We start from the raw sequence: 18,181 nt of genomic DNA, 5'->3' as shown, positions 1-18,181 counted from the left end.
GCCGGGGGTGGGGCGCTGCCCCGGCCCCCCGCCCCCCCCCCACCTCAACGCACTGCCAGGTCAGCGCTCCTTCCGGACGAGCCGGCGGATCCTCCCGGTCATGCGCCGCGGCCCGGACGGGATGGCACGCCCCGGCTCGGCGAGCGGACCCAGCCGCGCCGCGATCTCGGCGACCGCGCCCGCGATGTCGTGGCACGGCCTGAGCGGGTCGCCGGTCGAGACGACGAACCACGGCACACCGGCCGTACCCGCCTTGACGTGCACGCTCTCGCCCACCCTGGGCAGTTCGGACGCGAAGACGTGCAGCAGCGCCGGGGTCTGCTCGTATCGCCGCCGCGTCGACCAGCCCGCGGCGTCGAGCGCCCTCGCCAGGCCGTCGAGGTGGTCGGCGGCGTTCACGCCTCTCGCCAGACGACGGCGCCGGTCTCCTCGTCCCGCCACGCCTCGCCCACGACGCCGAACTCGACGTACGCCGGGCCGCCGACCTGCGACAGGCCGACCCGCCGCACCCGTCCGCGAGCATCGCCGTCCGCCTCGGCGAGAGCCTCGCGGACGTGCCGGATCGCGAGGCTCTCGTCGTCGGTCACGCCGCCCAGGCCGCCGCCGTCCGACCGGACGTCCCAGGAGAACAGCCTCGCCGGATCGTTCGGCCGCGCGACCACCACGGGCGTCGCCCCGTCGGCATGCTCGCAGGCGCTGGATGAGGGGTCGTGTTCGTCGGTCCCCGAAGGGACGGTGTCCGCTACGTTCTTCATGGATCGGGAGACTCCATCCGATCAAGGCCCCGGCCGGTGCTTCCATCACCGCGTCCGGGGCCGCCCTGTTCTTCTGCATGTCACGCCTTCGAACGCCCGTTGCGCCGACGCTCCGGAGGGCGGAACAGTGACAGCATCGCTGGCACTTGTGCGGGACGCTAGCACTAGCGCGACAGCAGTGTGTTATCAATTGGCCACAGAGTGTCCGACGCCGCTGGGAGACTGACCCCATGCCCTCCGAACACGGCCCGACCGCGCGGCATCGACGCCTCGCCGCAGAGCTGCGCCGGTTGCGCGAGCAAGCCGAGCTCACCCCCGAGACGGCTGCCGGGATCCTCGGCTGGAGCCGCACCAAGCTCGTCCGCATCGAGACCGCGAAGAACCTGCCGACGGTCCCTGACGTCGCGCACATCCTCGAGACCTACGGTGGTTCGGCCGCCGTCCGGGCCGCGCTCCTCCAGCTCGCCCGCGACATCCGCACACGGGGCTGGTGGACGTCCTACCACGACGTCCTGGCCGGCTCATACGCCGAGCTGGAGGACGCCGCCGACCGCATCCGCAGCTGGCAGACAGAGGTAGTGCCAGGGTTGCTCCAGACGCCCGAGTACGCGCGAGTCCTCATCGAGGGCGAGTTTCCTCGCGACCCGGCCGAGGTCGATCGTCGTTTGCAGGCGAGGATGACACGCCGGGCCCGGCTGGCCCGCACTGATGCGCCGACGTTCGAGGTTCTGCTGGCCGAGGAGGTGCTCCGGAGGCCGGTGGGCGGCCGGGAGGTGATGATCGGCCAGCTCGCCGCACTGCTGGAGGCAGGCCGGCGGGCGGGGACCACCGTCCGGGTCGTTCCTATGGCGATCGACTACCGTCCTGCCCTCGGGCTGGGGAGCATCGTGCTCTTCCAGTTCACCGCGCCGCTGGAGCTTGATACGGCCTATGTCGACACGATTGCAGGCGGTATGTACATCGAGGACATCGCTCAGGTCGCACGCTGTAGCGTGACGTTGGACCGCATAAGCGACGCGGCCCTGCCACTGAAGGAATCGGTGGATTTGATCGCCGCCATCCGGGAGGAGATCCAGTCCGATGACCGGTAGCGAAATCCCTGCCACGGCTGCGTGGCGCAAGTCGACGTACAGCGGCTCCGGCAACGATGCCTGTGTGGAGATCACCACGAGTGTGGCGGGGGTGGTCGGGGTGCGTGACTCGGTTGATCCTGGTGGGCCGGTGCTGGGGTTCGCGCCGTCGGCCTGGCGGGCCTTCACGGCCAGGATCAAGGACGGCGAACTCGCGCTTTGAGCGCTCGATGAGTTGCGGTGTGTTGGTCGGGGTGCCCTCAACGACACACCGCAACTCGACAGGGCCGGTGAGCCGTCAGCGGACCTTGGGGACGGGGCCGAAGACGGGGGCGATCTCGCTCCAGCGGTGCAGCTGGCAGCCGTCGTTGCGCTTGAAGGTCGTGTCGACGGGCTTGCCCTGCCAGGTGCCCTTCACCGTGGCGACCTCGGGGCCGCCGTAGATGTCGGTGCACATCCGGTCCTTGGGGACGGGCGCGAACGGGTCCTTGACCTTGGTGAGGGCGGCGCAGGCGTCGGCGGCCTTCGGGTGGTCGCCGCCGGCCGGGTCGCAGGTCAGCCTGTAGGTCGTGGCGGGAGCCTGGGCCGACGCCTTGACCTGGATGGTGAGGCTGTCGGCCGAGGGGCCCGAGGGCCGTACCGTGGTGGTGCCCGAGGGCCGCTCGGCGGGAAGGGTCTTGACGTGTTCGTCGCCGCAGGCGGCCAGTGAGAAGATCATGGCGAGCCCGGACGAGGCGAGGATGAGCGTCCGATACCGCATGCGTGATTCGACGCGGGGGGGCTTCGCGCGGTTCCATGGGGGTGTGATGATTTTCGGGGACGAGGTTCCGGCGGTGGTCGCCGCCGACGTTCCGCAGGGCGGTTACCTGCTCGACGTGCGCGAACAGAGCGAGTGGGACGCGGGGCACGCGCCCGACGCCGTCCACATTCCGATGGGGCAGCTGGGCGACCGGGCCGGGGAGATCCCGCGGGACCGCGAGATCTTCGTGATCTGCCGGTCGGGGGCGCGGTCGGCGCAGGTGACGGTGGCGCTGAACCAGGCGGGCTGGCTGGCGAAGAACGTGGACGGCGGGATGAAGGGCTGGGCCGAGGCGGGCCGCCCGATGGAGAACGGCGGGGACGGCGAGCCCTACGTGGCCTGACCGCCCTCCGGGAAATACGCCCCCTTTGTAGGGGTTGCGGGCGGTTGTACGATCGGTGCCGACCGATAACCGCGGGAGCTCGGGCCATGAGCCGGGCTGAGAGGGCGGCCTTCCTGGCGTCGCCGACCGCATGAACCTGTCCGGGTAATGCCGGCGTAGGGAGCGTGTCCCGTGACGTCCGACGTCGAGAAGACCCTCGCGCACGAGAGCCCGCGCAACGAGGTCCCGTACACCCTCGACGAGCCCGCCCCGAAGGTGCTCGGCTTCTGGGACCAGAGCGCGTTCTGGGCGAACCTCGGGGTCAGCCTGCTGGCCTTCTCCGGCGCCTACACCGTCCTCGCGCCCGATGCCGCCGGGACGCCGACGCTGGCGATCGCGGCGGGCATCGTCGCGATGATCGTCGGCACCGTGCTGGGCGGGCTGATGCTCGGCCTGGCCGCCGCGCCGGGCGCGCGGACGGGCCAGCCGGCGATGGTGCTGCTGCGCGGCCTGTTCGGCGCGCGGCTGTCGTACGTGCCGACGGTGCTGAACATCGCGCAGCTGATCGGCTGGGGCACGTTCGAGCTGATCGTGATCGCGGACGCGGCGCGCGAGCTGTGGGACGGGGTGCCCCGCTGGGGGTACGTCGTCGCGGCCGGGGTGCTCACGACCGTGCTGACGATCTGGCCGCTCGGGTCGGTGCGGCTGCTGCGCCGGTACGTGACGGTCGCGGTGATCGTCGCGCTCGCCTACTTCTACGTGCAGCTCGTCCGGCAGCCGCTGCCGGACCTGAACCACGGGTCGTGGCACGGGTTCTGGATCGGCGCGGACGCGGCGCTGGCGGTGTCGATCTCGTGGGTGCCGGTCGCCGCCGACTACACCCGGCACGCGAAGAGCGCGCGCGGGGCCTTCGGCGCGGCGTCGGTCGGGTACTCGGTCACCCAGATCGTCGCGTACGTGCTAGGGCTGCTGGCCCTGGCCCTCGTGGGCGGCGACACGGGCAAGGTGTTCGACCCGTTCCTGCACGTCGCGCTGGGCGCGGTGTTCTTCGCGGTGTTCGTGCTGCGGGAGGCCGACCAGTCGTTCGCGAACGTGTACTCCACCGCCGTGTCGATCCAGAACCTGGTGCCGCGCGCCGACCGCCGCGTCCTGTCGGTCGCGCTCGGCGCGGGGATCACCGTGCTGGCGCTGGTGCTGGACATCAACGACTACGCGGGCTTCCTGTCGCTGATCGGGTCGGTGTTCGTGCCGATGCTGGGCGTGCTCGCGGCGGACTTCTTCCTGGGCCGGGGCCGCGCCGGCGGCTGGGACGCGAGCCGCGCCGCGCCGTCCCGGTGGAGCATGATCGCGGCCTGGCTGGTCGGCATCGTCGCCTACCAGCTGATCAACTCCGGGACGATCGGCTGGTGGACGGACCTGTGGCAGCACGTGCGGGACGCGCTGCACTTCACCCCGCAGAGCTGGATGAGCGCGTCGCTGCTCTCCTTCCTCGTCGCGGGCGCCGCGACGCTCCTGATCGGCCGGACGGGCGCCGCCCGCCGGCCCGGTATTACCCGGCGGTAGGGTTGCCGGAGCCGCGCGCCGACGGATGCGCCGCGCCCCGCCGGAAAGGCACGACGGAGATGGCCGATCCCGAGGTCCCCGGGCCCCTGAAGTGGCGTTCCTCCCTTCGCGGGGGTCGCCTGGTGGGAACTTTTCGGCGCCGGTTGCCCGGCGCCGCACCGGGCTCCGGTGGCACGATGACAGGCGTGCAGCACGTCCACGACCCGATCGCGCGCGCCGTCATCGAGAGCGCCGCCGACGCGATCGTGGCCGTCGACCAGAAGCACCGCGTCACCGTGTGGAACCCGGCCGCCGAGCGGATGTTCGGCTGGAGCGCCGAGGAGATGGTCGGGCGCGTCCCGCCGATCGTCCCGGACGAGCTGAAGGCCGAGCACAACGCCGTCCAGGAGCGGCTGCTCACCCGGCGCGCCGGCGAGGGCGAGTCCGAGAAGGAGGGCGGGCAGATCTCGATCGCGACCCGCCGGTTCCACCGGGACGGCCGGCTGATCGACGTGCGGATCGACACGAGCCTGCTGAAGGACCCGGCCGGCACCCCGCTCGGCTGGGTCGGGGTGTACCACCCGGCGGAGGACGACGAGATCGTCCAGCACCACATGACGGAGCGGGCCCGGCTCGTCCGGCGGCTGAACGACATCGTCGCCGACCTGAACGCCGAGCTGGACCTCGCCGTCGTGCTCGACCGGATCACGACCGCGCTGATCGAGCTGACCGGCGCGGACGCGGGCGGGTTCGTCCGGATCGAGGGGCAGCGGCTGCGGCTGGTCAGCACGTCGGGGCTGCCCGAGCACCTGCGCGGGACGACCGCGGAGCTGCGCCCGAGCCTGGTCGGGGAGCTGCTGCGGTCCGGCAAGACGGTCAAGCTCGCGACCGGCGAGCAGCGGCTCGGCGACCTGGTCTGGTCCGAGCTGCCCGGCCTGCACACCGTCGCGCTCGGCCTGTCCTACCTGCAGAACCGCCCGTACGGGGCGCTGTACGCGCTGTTCTCCGGACGCAAGATCGGGCACACCGAGCTGGAGCTGCTGGAACTGCTCGCCGGGCACGCCGGCGTGGCGGTCGGCAACGCCGTCGCGTACGCGGAGGTCGTCCGGCAGCGGGCGCACGAGCGCGCGGTGATCGACTCCAGCGCGGACGGCATCGCGGTGCTCGACCACGACCTCGTCGTCCGGCAGTGGAACCCGGCCGCGCACGCCCTCACCGGGGTCCCGCCGGAGGACGCGATCGGCCGGCCGCTGCCGTTCGACATGCCCGCGCTCGGCGAGATGCTGACGTTCCCGCTGGAGTCGGGCGTCTGGCTGAACGTGCTGGCCGCGGAGATCGAGGAGACCGGCGAGCTGGTCGTCGACTTCCGCGACGTGACGGAGGCCAAGGCCCTGGAGGAGGCGAAGGACCTGTTCCTCGCCACCACCAGCCACGAGCTGCGCACCCCGATCACGGTCGTGCAGGGGTTCGCGTCGACGCTGGTCAACCGGTGGGACGAGCTGACCGACGCCGACCGCCGCGCCGCCGTCGCGACGATCGCCGAGCGCGCCCAGTCGCTCGGCCGGCTGGTGGAGCACCTGCTGCTCGGCTCCCGCGCGGGCGCCGACGAGCTGGCCGTGACGGTCGAGCCGTTCGACCTGACCCGGGTCCTGGAGGGCGTCGTCGCGGGGTTCCGGTCGCTGTCGCCGCTGCACCGGGTTGAGCTGGAGATCGAGCCGGGCCTGCCGCGCTGCCGGGGCGACGCGATGGCGACCGACATCGTGCTCGGGCAGCTGCTGGAGAACGCGTTCAAGTACAGCCCGGACGGCGGGACGGTCCGGGTCCGCGCGAAGGCCGGCCCGGCGGGGATCGCGGTGGCGGTCGAGGACGAGGGGATCGGCATCCGGCCGGGCGACCACGAGCGGATCTTCGAGCGGTTCGTGCAGGGCGAGGCGGGGGACCGGCGCCGGTTCGGCGGCATCGGGCTCGGGCTCTACATCGTGAAGCGGCTGACCGAGGCGCAGGGCGGGACGATCTCGGCGCACCCCGGCACGGGCGACAAGCCGGGCACCTGCATGCGGCTGGTCCTGCCGGCCGAATGACCGCCCGGTCGGTCACTTACCGTGAGGACAGCGCTCCGGCTGCGGCCGGGTGAGTCCGATGTGGCCCGCGGTTTGAGCGATCTTGGCCGGTGGCAGTGTTGCCCCGTGCGGGAAAGTACGGTGGCCACCGGGTGTGACGGACGAAACGCGCGCGCGAGGAGTAACCCGTCCTCCGGCTGGATAGATCCATGGATGGTCGCCGTAGGTGACGGGATCGCCGTCCCGCACCGGGCTCCGACGCCGCGTACGGGGGTGATCACCGTGACCGAACGGCCGGTGACTCGTTGTGCAGGTGGCAAACTGAATCGCTCAGGTTTCCGGCCCAGGCCATCAGGGCATTTCGGTCGTACCGGAAGAGCGGCGACGGGACTGGTCCGAGACAGCGGAACCACGGGGAGGTGAGGGCGTCGAGCGTCGTACTGCTGCCACACGCGCCGTCCAGCGTCGCGGTCGCCCGCAAGCGCCTCAGCTCCGAGCTGGCCGCCTCGGGGGTCTACGAGTCGGTCGTCGACGATGCCAGCGTCATCGTCAGCGAGCTGATCAGCAACGCCCTGCGGCACGCCAGGCCGCTGCCCTCCGGGCAGGTCCGGGTCTGCTGGCTGTGCCGGGGCGACGTCCTGGAACTGGAGGTCAGCGACGGGGGCGCGATGACCGAGCCGCGCCGCGGCCCGGGCACGCTGTCCTCGCTCGGCGGCCGCGGGCTCGGCATCGTCGAGGCCCTGTCGGAGGGCTGGGGCGTCCGGCACGAGGACGGCGCCACCACCGTGTGGGCCGTGCTGCGCACGCCGCGCTCGAACGGCGGTGAGGACGCGGTCTCGCCCGCGCACTCCGACACCGTCGTGCCCGACCTCGCCGACTTTCCGGACCTCATGGACGAACCGGACGAAGGCTTCTACAACGGAACGAGGAATGAGGTGGCCCCAAGTAGGGCATACCCCGCCTAGAAGGACCACTGCCGCACCTTGTATGGTCCTCAACAAGCTCGGGCGCTGTCGTGCCCCCGTCGACACCGCCCGAGCGTCCAACGTGGGAAAGGCCCCGGCATCGCCGGGGCCTTTCGTCGTCAGGGGGAGCCCCCCGTCACTGGGGCTCCGTCGTCAGGGGGCGTCGCGGAGGATCGGGCAGGACATGCAGCGCGGGCCGCCCCGCCCGGTGCCGAGCTCGCTGCCGCTGATCCGGATGACCTCGATCCCCGACGCCTCCAGCTGCGCGTTCGTCTCGATGTTGCGCTCGTACGCCACGCACAGCCGGGGCGCGACCGCGAGCGTGTTGTTCCCGTCGTCCCACTGCTCCCGCTCGGCGGTCACCGGATCCAGACCGGTGTCGATCACCTTCAGCCGGTCCAGGCCCATCGCGTCCGCCGCCGCCTCCAGGAACGGGCGCGGCTCCGCCACCCGCAGGTCGCCGTCGTCCAGCGTCACCGTGTACGCGGTCAGCGAGTGCGCGACCGGCGGGTACATGACCACGGTGTCGACGTCGACCATGGTGCACACCGTGTCCAGGTGCATGGTCGCCCGCTCCTGCGCGATCGGCACCGCCAGCACCGTGTGCGCCAGCCCCGCCCCGATCACCTGCCGGGCCAGCCGCTCCACGCCCGCCGGGGTCGTCCGCTCGCCCGTCCCGACCGCGATCACCCCCGGGCACAGCAGCAGGACGTCGCCGCCCTCCAGATGCTCCAGCGCCGGCGAGTACACCGGCTCCACACCGTCGAACCGCGGGTGGTGCGCGTAGATCAGCCCGGTGAGCTGCGCCTCCCTGCGCCGCGCCTCCATCGCCAGGCTCGTCACCGCCACCCGGTCGCCGATCCACGCGCTGTTGTCGCGGGTGAACAGCAGGCCGGGCAGCGGGTCCACGATGAAGTCGAGCCGGTCCATCAGCCGGTACACCAGGCCGTGTCCGGACTTCAGCTCCTCGTGCGCCAGTCCCGCGACCAGCGTCTGCGACAGGTCCTCCGGGTCGAGGTCGCGCAGGTACCCCTCCACGACGCGGCGCAGCTGGTCGCCGAGCCGCAGGTCGACGATCGCGTCCGCGATCGCCTGCTCCCGCGCCGCCTCGTACTCCAGCGCGTCCTGCAGCAGCTCGGTGACGTACAGCACCTCGACGCCGCGCTCCCGCAGCGCCTCCGCGAACGCGTCGTGCTCCTCCTGCGCGCGGCTCGCCCACGGGATCGCGTCGAACAGCAGCTTGTCGCTGTTGCGCGGCGTCAGCCGCTTCAGCTCCGCGCCCGGACGGTGCAGCAGGACCGTCCGCAGCCGCCCGACCTCGCTCGTCACCCGGTGCTCGTGCACGTCCGGTGCCGTCGTCCCCGTTGTCTGCGTCACACCAGAAGTCTAAGTCGGCCCGTTCCGCCGGAGCCTCCGGCCCGTTCCTGTGCCACGATCCGAGGGTGATCCGGGGGCTTTCACTGCATTTGACCGCCGCGACGCTGCTGCGGGTGTCCGCCGAGGGCGTCGCGACCGCGCTCGTCCTGACCGTCCAGGCCCGGACGGGGCACGCCGCCACCGCCGGCTACCTGCAGACCGCGATGACGCTGCCGTACGTGGTCAGCGGGCCGGTGATCGGGAACGCGCTGGACCGGATGGCGCGCCCGCGCCGCGCCGTCGTCCCGCTGGCCCTCGCCTACGTCGCCGCGACCGGCCTGCTGCTGGCGATGGCGGGCGGCTCGCCGCTGGTCGCCGCGCTGTGCGTCGCGGCCGTGATCGGCTGCGCCGAGCCGATCGTCGTGGCGCTGACCAGCCTGCTGCCGCGCTTCGTGCCGGCCGACCGGCTGTCGCGCGCGTACGGGCTGGAGGCGTCGAGCTACAACGTCGCCGCGATCGTCGGCCCCGGTCTCGCGGCGGGCGTCGCCTCGTTCGCGGGCGGCCGGTACGCGGGGGCGGGCATCGTGGCGAGCGCCGTCCTCGGGCTCTGCGTCCTCCCCCTGCTGCCCTTCGCCGGACCGGCCCCCGCGTCCGCCGAGCCCGGCAGTCCCGCCGAGCCCGGTCGGCCTGCGGAGCCGGGGCGGCCTGCGGAGCCAGGCGGTCCCGCGGAGCCTGGAAGGCCCGCCGAGGCGGGACGGGTCGCGGAAGTAGGCAAGGGCGCGGTCGCCGAGCGGGACATCGGCGAGGTCGCCGAGGACGCCCGGTCCGGGCTCGCCGACGTGCTCGTGGGCGGGCTGTTCGTGCTGGTCCGGGGCCGGGTGCTGCGCGCGCTGACCGTCGCGACGACGCTCGCGTGGCTCGGGTTCGGCGGCGTCGCGGTGACGGCGGTGCTGCTCGCCGGGCACATCGGCGCCGCGCCCAGCGCGGGCGGGCGGCTGCTGGTGGCTATGGCCGTCGGGTCGCTGCTCGGCTCGCTGGCGTCGAGCCGCTGGCTGACGCCCCGGCACGCCGAGCCGGTCCTGGTCGGCGGGCTCGTCGCGTTCGGCGCCGCGCTGGCGGCGCTCGCGGTCGTCCCGTCGGTGCCGTGGGCGATGGCCGCGTTCTGCGCGGCGGGGCTCGCCGAGGGGCCGGTGTTCGCCGCGACGCTGATGCTCCGCCAGCGCGAGTCGCCGCCGGACCGGCTCGGCCAGGTCAACACCACCGGCGGCAGCCTGAAGATCGGCGCGTCCGCGCTCGGCGCGGCGCTCACCGCCGCGTGCGCGGACGCGGTCGGCCCGGTCGGGCTGGTGCTGGCGATCGCGTCGCTCCAGTTCGCCGGCGCGCTGTCCGGCTGGATCCTGCTGCGACCGCGCCGACCTCGCTCTATTCCTTGACGGTTATATTCCAGGTGAGGCATATTGAACGACATGGCAACCGCGGTCTGGCGCGCGCTCGCCGACCCCGGCCGGCGTGCCATCCTCGACCGGCTGCTGCAGGGGCCGCGCCCGGTCGGCGACCTGGCCCGCGCCTGCGGCCTCAGCCAGCCCGGCACGTCCAAGCACCTGCGCGTGCTGCGCGAGGCCGGGCTGGTGGATGTCGAGCGGGACGCGCAGCGCCGGCTGTACGCGATCCGGCCCGCCCCGATGGCGGAACTGGACGCCTGGCTGGCGCCCTACCGGCGGTTGTGGAACGCGAGCCTGGACGCGCTGGGCGACCGGCTGGACGCGCCGGACGACCCGCCCGGCGCCCCGGGCGATCCGTCCGGCGACCGGCCCGGCACCGGCGCCACCGAGAGAGGCGAACCATGATCATCACGAATCCCGGCGGCTACCTCGAGATCGGCGGCCGCCCGGCCGTCCGCTTCGAGCGGATCTACGACCACCCGGTGGAGCGGGTCTGGCGCATGGTCGCCGACCCCGCCGAGCTGGCGCACTGGTTCCCGGCCCCGAAGATCACCATCGATCCGGTCCCGGGCGGCGCGATCACCTTCTCCGGCGACCCGAACATGCCGGAGGCGACGTCGAGCGGCCGGATCATCGACTTCGACCCGCCGCGCCGGCTCGCGTTCAGCTGGGGCGGCGACGAGCTGCACTTCGACCTCGAACCGCTCGACGGCGGCCGGACCCGGTTCGTCCTCACCAACATCCTCGAAGCCCGCGACACGGCGGCGCGCAACGCGGCCGGCTGGGACGTGTGCCTGGCCGCGCTCGACGCCCTCGCCGAGGACCGCGCCGCCGAGCAGCCCGCGTGGCAGCCGAAGTACGACGCGTACGTGGCGGCGGGCCTGCCGTCCGGCGCCCCGATCCCCGGCCAGGGCTGAACCCGGGGCCGGGGCCGGGGCGCGAAGGGCGGCGGCTAGGGCTCCCGGACGGTCCGGTAGGTGAGCAGGGGCATCCCGTCGCCGACCATGCGGGTGCCCACCAGCCGCATCGGCTTCTTGCCGCTCGTGCCGCCGAAGAGCCGCTCGCCGGCCCCGAGCACGAACGGGAAGACCAGCAGCCGCAGCTCGTCGGCGAGGTCGTGCTCGATCAGCGCGTGCACGAGCCGGCCGCTGGCGTAGACGACGATGTCCCCGTCCACCTTCTGCTTCAGCGTCGAGATCTCGTGGACGGGGTCGCCGCCGAGGACGGTGGTGTTCTCCCAGCCGAGGTCCTCCAGGGTCGAGGACACGACGTGCTTGGGCAGGCTCCGCAGCCGGTCCGCCCACGCGCCGCCCCGTGTCGGCCAGCCGCGCGCGATGAAGTACTCGTAGCTGCGCCGGCCCATGAGCAGGGCCTCGGCGCCCATCGCCTCCGCGGCCTCGGTCTCGGCCCACGCGGCGCGGTCCTCGTCCCGCATCCAGTCGAACCAGCCGCCGAACCTGGTGCCGTCCGCGTCGTCGTCCGCGATCTGGATGACCCCGTCGAGCGAGACGTTCTCGCTGATGACGATCCTTCCCATGGTGCTTCTCCCATCCGGTGTCGTTGCCGTCACCGATGCAGATGCCGCGTGTCGCGGAAAGGGGGCGGTCGCGGGCCGCCCCTTTCGGGCCCCGGCCGGCGTCCGTACAGGATGGAAGGCGAACGGCCGCGGACGAGGGGTGGCGAGGACCGATGGGAGCCGACCTGATGACAAGGGCGCGGGCCGGGGACGGCGAGGCGTTCCGCGCGCTGACCGAGCCGCACCGCCGGGAGCTGCAGGTGCACTGCTACCGGATGCTCGGCTCGTTCCAGGACGCGGAGGACGCCCTCCAGGACACGCTGCTGGACGCCTGGCGGGGCCTCGGCGGGTTCGACGGCCGCTCCTCGATCCGCACCTGGCTCTACCGGATCGCCACGAACCGGTGCCTCAGCACGCTGCGCTCGGCGGCGCGGCGCCCGGCCAAGGCGTGGGACATCCCCGGCGTCGAGCCGCCCGAACCGACCCGGCTCGGCGAGGTCGTGTGGCTGGAGCCGTTCCCCGACGCCCTCCTCGAAGGCGCGCCGCCGGTGCCGCTCGGTCCCGAGGCGCGCTACGAGCAGACCGAGTCCGTCTCGCTGGCGTTCGTGACCGCGCTCCAGGCGCTGCCGCCGCGCCAGATCGCCGTCCTCATCCTCCGCGACGTGCTCGGATTCCACGCGGACGAGGTCGCCGGGATGCTGGACACGACCGTCGACTCGGTGAAGAGCGCCTTGAAGCGGGCGCGTACCGGCCTGCGGCGGCGGCAGGCGGCGCAGGCCGGCGCGGAACCGCCGCCCGCCGCCGGGTCGCCCGCCGAGAACGCCGTCGTGGCGGGCTTCGTCCGCGCCTGGGAGGCCGCCGACGTCGACGCGCTGGTGGCGCTGCTGACCGACGACGCCTTCGTGTCCATGCCGCCGCTGCCCTTCGAGTACGAGGGGCGGGACGTCGTGGCGGGCTTCTGCGCCGGCCTGTTCGGCGCGGGCCGGCGGTTCGACCTCGTGCCGACGCGCGCCAACGGCCAGCCGGCGTTCGGGAGCTACCTGCGCGCCCCCACCGGCGTCGGCCACGGGACCGGCCTGTACGTCCTCACCCTCGCGGGCGGCCGGATCAGCGCCATGACCCGCTTCGAGAACAGCGTGCTCCCGTCGTTCGGCCTGCCGCGCTCCCTTCCGAGCCGCTAGCCGCACCGCGCCCGGCGATCACCGGGCGGGCGGCCACCGGAGCGGGCGGTCATCGAGGCGGGTGGTCGCCGGGACGGGCGGTCACCGGGGCGGGCGCAGGCCGGCGATCAGCAGGCCGACGAGGCGGCGCGCGTCGTAGCGGTCGTCGCTCTCGGCGCCGATGCAGAGGTTGCCGATGCCCCGCATGAGCTCGTACGCGCCGATGCCAGAGCGGATCTCGCCGGCGTCGGCCGCGGCGTCGAGCAGCCGCGCGCACACGGGGACGAGGCGTTCGAGGAAGTAGGCGTGCAGCGTCTCGAACCCGGCGGTGTCGGACCGCAGGACGGCCGCGAGCCCGTGCTTGGTGACCAGGAAGTCCACGAACAGGTCGATCCATCGCCCCAGCGCCGCGTACGGCGTCGGACTCTCCTCCAGCAGGGCGGGTCCGGCCTCGGCGCAGGACTCGACCTGGTGCCGGTAGACGGCCACGATGAGGTCCGCCCGCGTCGGGAAGTGGCGGTAGATCGTGGCCGTCCCGACGCCCGCCTTCGCCGCGATGTCGCGCACGGGCGCCTCCACGCCCGACGTCACGAAGATCTCGGCGGCCGCGTCGAGCAGGGCCTCCTCGTTGCGCCGGGCGTCCGCCCGCCTGGGCCGGGCCGCGCGCTGGCCGTCCTTCACCATGCCTCCGACGGGTGGGTTGCTAAACGGGACATCGTTCCGTATCGTCTAAGTGGGACATCGTCCCGCTTAACCATGATGCCAGAGCGCGAGCCGGGCCACCAATTCCCCCTGCGCCGCGCTTCCCCCGCGCCGCCGGCCCTCCGCGATCTCCCTAACGAAAGCCGTGCCATGCCGAACGCTCCAACCATGACCACCACCGCGAGGCCCGTGGTGCTGCCCGCCCCGGACCGCGGCGAGGACCTCCAGGTCAGCGTGTCCGCGCCCGCGACCGGCGGTGCCCTGCCCGTCATCGTCTTCTCGCACGGTTTCGGCTGGTCGATGGACGGCTACGCGCCGCTCGCCGACCACTGGGCCGCGCACGGCTTCGCGGTCGTCCGGCCCACCCACCTCGACTCCAGGCGGCTCGGCCTCCCGGCCGACGACCCCCGCACGCCGCGGATCTGGCGCCTGCGCGTCGACGACCTGAAGCGAGTGATCGACGGGCTCGACGCCCTGGAGGCCGCCGTTCCCGGCCTCGCCGGACGGCTCGACCGCGACCGCATCGCGGTGGCCGGGCACTCCTGGGGAGCGCAGACGGCCAGCATGCTGCTGGGCGCGCGTGTCCTGGACCCCGGTGGCGTCCCCGGCGAGGACCTGTCCGACCCCCGCGTGAAGGCGGGCGTGCTGCTCGCCCTGACCGGCCGGGGCGGAACGGACCTGTCGGCGTTCGCCGCCGAGCACTTCCCCTTCATGAACCCGTCGTTCGACGGCATGACCGCGCCCGCGCTCATCGTCGCGGGCGACCACGACCGGTCGCCCCTGACCACCCGGGGGCCGGACTGGTTCACCGACCCCTACGTCCTCAGCCCGAAGGACAAGACCCTGCTCACGCTGTTCGGAGCGGAGCACTCGCTCGGCGGGGTCGCGGGATATGAGGTCGCGGAGACGACGGACGAGAACCCCGAACGCGTCGCCCTCGTCCAGCGGCTCACCACCGCCTACCTGCGCGGCGTCCTCCACCCGGACGGCACCGCCTGGCAGGAGGCGCGCTCCGCGCTGGAGAACGACCCCCGCCCGCTCGGACGCCTCGAAAGCAAGTAGGCGAACCCCGTCCATCGAAAGGAGTCACGGCCCATGCCGCGATCACCCGCTTTCGGGATCATGACCGCGCCGATGCAGGTCGGCTACGACGACATCCTGCGGGTCTGGCGCGAGGCCGACGCGATCCCCGAGATCGGCCACGCCTGGCTGTTCGACCACCTCATGCCGATCGGCGGCGACCCGGACGGCCCGGCCTTCGAGGGCTGGACGCTGCTGTCCGCGCTCGCGGCGCGGACCCGGCGGCTGCGCCTCGGCCTGCTGGTGACCAGCAACCGGTTCCGCCCGCCCGCGATGCTCGCCAAGATCGCCACCACCGTCGACATCGTCTCCGGCGGGCGGCTCGACTTCGGCATCGGCGCGGGCTCGCGCCCCGGCCACCCGCTCGCCCGGCGCGAGTACGAGGCGCACGGCCTGCCCTTCCACGGCTTCGAGCACTCCGTGGAGAGCCTCGCCGAGGCGTGCACGATCATCCGGCGGCTGTGGACGGAGCCCGAGCCGTTCGACTTCGCCGGCGCCCACCACCGGCTGACCGGCGCGTTCGGCAACCCCAAGCCCGTGCAGCGCCCGCACCCGCCGATCCTCATCGGCGGCCGCTCGTCCGCGACGCTGCGCGTGGTCGCCGAACACGCCGACCTGTGGAACATCCCCGGCGGGGACATCGCGGACGTCACCGCCCGCAGCGCCCTCCTCGACCGCTACTGTGCCGATATCGGGCGCGACCCCGCCTCGATCACCCGCTCCATCCACCTGCCCGTCTCCTACGACGAGCCCGGCGCCGCCAGGGCCGCGATCGGTGAGGCGCTCGACGCCGGTTTCCGGCATTTCGTCCTCTCCCTGCCCGCGCCCTACCCGGACGGCGCCGCGCGGTGGCTCGCCGACGAAGTGATCAAGCCGTCCGGCTGACCGGACCTCACCGGGCGGCCTCCGCGGGCCGGGCGGCGAGCAGGCCGTGGCGGTGCCCCCAGGCGGTGACCGCGGCGGCGATGGTGTCCGGGCGATCCTCGGCGGCGTGGTGGCCGGACGCGCCGCCAGGCTCGATCTCCAGGTTCGCGATGTGCTCCGCGCACCACGCGGCGATCTCCGGGGTGATCGCCAGGGTGGGCGAACCGTCGAAGGTGATCAGCAGCTTGGGGACGTCGCGGCTGGCGGCCAGCCACGCGTCGTACCGCTCGACCCGCGCGTGCACGTCGGCGGGCTCGCCGTCGATCGGCAGCGAGCGCGCCCACTGCAGGATCGGGCGGCGGCTCTCCGGCGTCGGGTAGGGCTCCAGGTACGGGCGGAGCTCCTCCTCGCCCAGCGGGGTGAGGACGCCGCCGGTGAACGCCGTCTCCACGAAGAAGTTCGTCCCGAGGACCAGCTTCTCGCCCTCGGGGCCGCGGATCATCTCGGCGCGGGCGCGCGGCGCGTCGCCCAGCTCGTCCCAGGACACGGGCTTGACGATCGTCTCGAAGAACGCGACGCCGCGCGCCCGCCCCGGGTGGCGGGCCGCCCAGTCGAAGGCCAGCGAGCCGCCCCAGTCGTGGCCGACCAGCACGACGTCCTCCAGGCCCAGCGCGTCGAACCAGGCGTCCAGGTAGCGGGCGTGGTCGTCGAAGCGGTAGGGGACGTCCGGCTTGCCCGAGCGGCCCATGCCGATGAGGTCGGGGGCGAGCAGCCGCCCGGCTCCGCCCATCGCGGGCAGCACCCGCCGCCACAGGCGCGACGAGCCGGGGTTCCCGTGCAGGAAGACGACGGGCGCGCCGTCCCCGGTCTCCTCGTAGTACATCGTCGAGTCGAGCACGTCGATCACCGGCATGGAAGCCTCCCGTTTCATTGGCGGCACCAACGTTGGTGCCGCCAATGAAGTTACATTGTTGGTCGAACCAACGCAACGCCTCCCCGCGAAAAATCGATCGACTTCTTCCGGAGCGCTTCGTAGTGTGCGGAGCATGTTCTTCGCAGCCGGCACCCGGACGCTCGCAGGCGACTGCCTGCTGAGCGCGGTGCCGGCTGCCTTCCTCGCGGCAGCGGCAGCGGCGATCGCCGACGACGGCGTCCGACGCTGACCCCTCTCCGTCCCGCCTCCGGAGAACCAGCGGAGGGGGGTTGGCCAAGCGAACGCTGCGCGCCCGCAGGGGCGCGCGCGGGTTCTCACGTTCGGATCATCGTGAGGACGAAGAGACCATGGCGAAGAAGCTGTACGAGCGGGACAAGCCGCACCTGAACATCGGCACGATGGGCCACGTCGACCACGGCAAGACGACGCTCACCGCGGCGATCACGAAGGTGCTGGCCGAGCGCGGGCTGGCGTCCGCCGTGCCGTTCGAGGGCATCGACCGCGCCCCCGAGGAGCGCGACCGCGGCATCACCATCAACGTCGCGCACGTCCAGTACTCCACCGCGACCCGGCACTACGCCCACGTCGACATGCCCGGTCACGCCGACTACGTGAAGAACATGATCACCGGTGCGGCGCAGGTGGACGGGGCGGTGCTGGTCGTCTCGGCGCAGGACGGCGCGATGCCGCAGACGCGCGAGCACATCGTGCTGGCGCACCAGGTCGGCGTGCGGCACATCGTCGTCGCGCTCAACAAGGCCGACATGGTCGAGGACACCGAGCTGCTCGACCTCGTCGAGCTGGAGGTGCGCGAGCTGCTCACCGAGTACGGGTTCCCCGGCGAGGAGGTGCCCGTGGTCCGGGTGTCCGGGCTGAAGGCGCTGGAGGGCGACCCGTACTGGACGGCCCGGATCGGCGACCTGCTCGACGCGATCGACGCGTACGTGCCGGTGCCGGACCGGGTGCTCGACAGGCCGTTCCTCATGCCGGTGGAGAGCGTGCTCACCATCACCGGGCGCGGCACCGTCGTGACCGGCGTGGTGGCGCAGGGCTCGGTCCGGGTCGGGGACGCGGTGGAGGTCGTCGGGCTCGGCGCGTCGTTCGGCTCGGTCGCGACGGGGCTGGAGACGTTCGGCCAGTCGATGGACCACGCCGAGGCGGGCGACAACACCGCGATGCTGCTCCGCGGCGTGCGGCGCGACCAGGTGCGGCGCGGCCAGGTGGTCGCGGCGCCGGGCGCGATCCGGCCGCACACCCGGTTCCGCGCGCGGGTCCGGGTGCTGACGGCGGCGGAGGGCGGCCGGAGCAGGCCGTTCTTCCACGGGTACCGGCCGCAGTTCCACTTCCGGACGACGGACGTGGTCGGCGGCGTGGACCTCGGCGGTGAGGGCGGCATGGCGATGCCGGGCGACTCCGTCGAGATGGCCGTCGAGCTCGGCCGGCCCGTCGCGATGAGCGAGGGGCTCGGGTTCGCGATCCGGGAGGGCGGCCGGACGGTCGGCGCCGGAACGGTGGTCGAGCTGCTCGGCTAGGGCGGCGGAGGAGGGGTGGGGGGGGGGGGGGGGGGGCCCCCCCGCCCCCCCCGAGTGTAATGGGTTTAGTGTTTGTTGGGGT

The 18,181-nt window shown here is 73.1% G+C and carries 20 protein-coding genes and 1 riboswitch; of the genes, 13 read left to right on the top strand and 7 right to left on the bottom strand.

Features of this window, described 5'->3' with window-relative positions; all coding sequences use genetic code 11:
- Positions 1-60 precede the first annotated feature (60 nt).
- Both ABT299_RS49640 and ABT299_RS49635 read right to left on the bottom strand, forming a co-directional pair.
- Entirely contained in the window at positions 61-399 is a 339-nt protein-coding gene (locus ABT299_RS49640) for a hypothetical protein (RefSeq protein ID WP_500255102.1), read from the bottom strand.
- Positions 396-755: a hypothetical protein gene (locus ABT299_RS49635; RefSeq protein ID WP_500255101.1), complete on the bottom strand. Its 360-nt coding sequence runs from the start codon at positions 753-755 to the stop codon at positions 396-398. Before ABT299_RS49635 ends, ABT299_RS49640 begins: the two co-directional genes overlap by 4 nt.
- A gap of 230 nt (positions 756-985) precedes the next feature.
- Between ABT299_RS49635 and ABT299_RS49630 the strand changes: the two genes are divergently transcribed.
- Complete coding sequence (locus tag ABT299_RS49630) at positions 986-1,846, top strand: helix-turn-helix domain-containing protein (RefSeq protein WP_500255100.1); 861 nt, start codon at positions 986-988, stop codon at positions 1,844-1,846.
- Positions 1,836-2,048: a DUF397 domain-containing protein gene (locus tag ABT299_RS49625; RefSeq protein WP_500255099.1), complete on the top strand. Its 213-nt coding sequence runs from the start codon at positions 1,836-1,838 to the stop codon at positions 2,046-2,048. The genes ABT299_RS49630 and ABT299_RS49625 overlap by 11 nt, the downstream gene beginning before the upstream one ends.
- Before the next feature lie 75 nt (positions 2,049-2,123).
- Here ABT299_RS49625 and ABT299_RS49620 read toward each other — a convergent pair whose 3' ends face one another.
- The gene (locus ABT299_RS49620) at positions 2,124-2,585 is read right to left on the bottom strand and encodes an SSI family serine proteinase inhibitor (protein ID WP_387025953.1); all 462 of its coding nucleotides are present in this window, start codon (positions 2,583-2,585) and stop codon (positions 2,124-2,126) included.
- Between the two features lie 49 nt (positions 2,586-2,634).
- On the opposite strand from ABT299_RS49620, the gene ABT299_RS49615 reads away from it, so the two are divergent.
- The 4 genes from ABT299_RS49615 to ABT299_RS49600 all read left to right on the top strand — a co-directional run bounded on the left by ABT299_RS49615 (position 2,635) and on the right by ABT299_RS49600 (position 7,513).
- Positions 2,635-2,967 (top strand): rhodanese-like domain-containing protein, encoded by a 333-nt coding sequence (locus ABT299_RS49615; RefSeq protein ID WP_387026173.1) that lies wholly within the window; start codon positions 2,635-2,637, stop codon positions 2,965-2,967.
- A 61-nt stretch (positions 2,968-3,028) separates the two neighbouring features.
- A riboswitch (TPP riboswitch) is annotated at positions 3,029-3,146 on the top strand.
- Positions 3,139-4,509, top strand: a complete 1,371-nt coding sequence (locus ABT299_RS49610) for a purine-cytosine permease family protein (RefSeq protein WP_500255098.1) — start codon at positions 3,139-3,141, stop codon at positions 4,507-4,509. It overlaps the preceding riboswitch by 8 nt.
- 176 nt (positions 4,510-4,685) lie before the next feature.
- Complete coding sequence (locus ABT299_RS49605) at positions 4,686-6,569, top strand: sensor histidine kinase (protein ID WP_500255097.1); 1,884 nt, start codon at positions 4,686-4,688, stop codon at positions 6,567-6,569.
- Positions 6,570-6,967: 398 nt separating this feature from the next.
- Positions 6,968-7,513: an ATP-binding protein gene (locus ABT299_RS49600; protein WP_347256491.1), complete on the top strand. Its 546-nt coding sequence runs from the start codon at positions 6,968-6,970 to the stop codon at positions 7,511-7,513.
- 153 nt (positions 7,514-7,666) lie between these two features.
- Here ABT299_RS49600 and ABT299_RS49595 read toward each other — a convergent pair whose 3' ends face one another.
- A complete protein-coding gene (locus tag ABT299_RS49595; protein WP_347256490.1) occupies positions 7,667-8,890 on the bottom strand; it encodes an arginine deiminase in 1,224 nt (407 codons plus the stop codon).
- A 65-nt stretch (positions 8,891-8,955) separates the two neighbouring features.
- On the opposite strand from ABT299_RS49595, the gene ABT299_RS49590 reads away from it, so the two are divergent.
- From ABT299_RS49590 to ABT299_RS49580, 3 genes are read left to right on the top strand one after another with little or no spacing between them, the layout of a single operon-like run.
- Positions 8,956-10,302: an MFS transporter gene (locus ABT299_RS49590; RefSeq protein WP_500255096.1), complete on the top strand. Its 1,347-nt coding sequence runs from the start codon at positions 8,956-8,958 to the stop codon at positions 10,300-10,302.
- 33 nt (positions 10,303-10,335) lie between these two features.
- A complete protein-coding gene (locus ABT299_RS49585) occupies positions 10,336-10,716 on the top strand; it encodes an ArsR/SmtB family transcription factor (RefSeq protein ID WP_500255095.1) in 381 nt (126 codons plus the stop codon).
- Positions 10,713-11,228, top strand: a complete 516-nt coding sequence (locus tag ABT299_RS49580; RefSeq protein ID WP_190851230.1) for an SRPBCC family protein — start codon at positions 10,713-10,715, stop codon at positions 11,226-11,228. Before ABT299_RS49585 ends, ABT299_RS49580 begins: the two co-directional genes overlap by 4 nt.
- A gap of 35 nt (positions 11,229-11,263) precedes the next feature.
- Here the strand turns inward: ABT299_RS49580 and ABT299_RS49575 are convergent, their stop codons facing one another.
- Entirely contained in the window at positions 11,264-11,848 is a 585-nt protein-coding gene (locus tag ABT299_RS49575) for a dihydrofolate reductase family protein (RefSeq protein WP_387025964.1), read from the bottom strand.
- Between the two features lie 167 nt (positions 11,849-12,015).
- On the opposite strand from ABT299_RS49575, the gene ABT299_RS49570 reads away from it, so the two are divergent.
- Positions 12,016-13,008 (top strand): sigma-70 family RNA polymerase sigma factor, encoded by a 993-nt coding sequence (locus ABT299_RS49570; protein WP_500255094.1) that lies wholly within the window; start codon positions 12,016-12,018, stop codon positions 13,006-13,008.
- Between the two features lie 81 nt (positions 13,009-13,089).
- Here ABT299_RS49570 and ABT299_RS49565 read toward each other — a convergent pair whose 3' ends face one another.
- Complete coding sequence (locus ABT299_RS49565) at positions 13,090-13,671, bottom strand: TetR/AcrR family transcriptional regulator (RefSeq protein WP_190851225.1); 582 nt, start codon at positions 13,669-13,671, stop codon at positions 13,090-13,092.
- Between the two features lie 186 nt (positions 13,672-13,857).
- Between ABT299_RS49565 and ABT299_RS49560 the strand changes: the two genes are divergently transcribed.
- Complete coding sequence (locus ABT299_RS49560) at positions 13,858-14,751, top strand: alpha/beta hydrolase family protein (protein ID WP_500255093.1); 894 nt, start codon at positions 13,858-13,860, stop codon at positions 14,749-14,751.
- 33 nt (positions 14,752-14,784) lie between these two features.
- Positions 14,785-15,654, top strand: a complete 870-nt coding sequence (locus ABT299_RS49555) for an LLM class flavin-dependent oxidoreductase (protein ID WP_500255092.1) — start codon at positions 14,785-14,787, stop codon at positions 15,652-15,654.
- Between the two features lie 7 nt (positions 15,655-15,661).
- On the opposite strand, the gene ABT299_RS49550 is transcribed toward ABT299_RS49555, so the two are convergent.
- Positions 15,662-16,564: a haloalkane dehalogenase gene (locus ABT299_RS49550; RefSeq protein WP_500255091.1), complete on the bottom strand. Its 903-nt coding sequence runs from the start codon at positions 16,562-16,564 to the stop codon at positions 15,662-15,664.
- A 350-nt stretch (positions 16,565-16,914) separates the two neighbouring features.
- Between ABT299_RS49550 and tuf the strand changes: the two genes are divergently transcribed.
- The gene (tuf, locus tag ABT299_RS49545) at positions 16,915-18,099 is read left to right on the top strand and encodes an elongation factor Tu (RefSeq protein ID WP_387025974.1); all 1,185 of its coding nucleotides are present in this window, start codon (positions 16,915-16,917) and stop codon (positions 18,097-18,099) included.
- Positions 18,100-18,181 lie beyond the last annotated feature (82 nt).

Source organism: Spirillospora sp. NPDC000708 (genome assembly GCF_040299565.1).
Lineage (GTDB): Bacteria > Actinomycetota > Actinomycetes > Streptosporangiales > Streptosporangiaceae > Spirillospora.
Note: the sequence above shows the minus strand (reverse complement) of the source record. Positions and strands in the feature narration are given on the sequence as shown.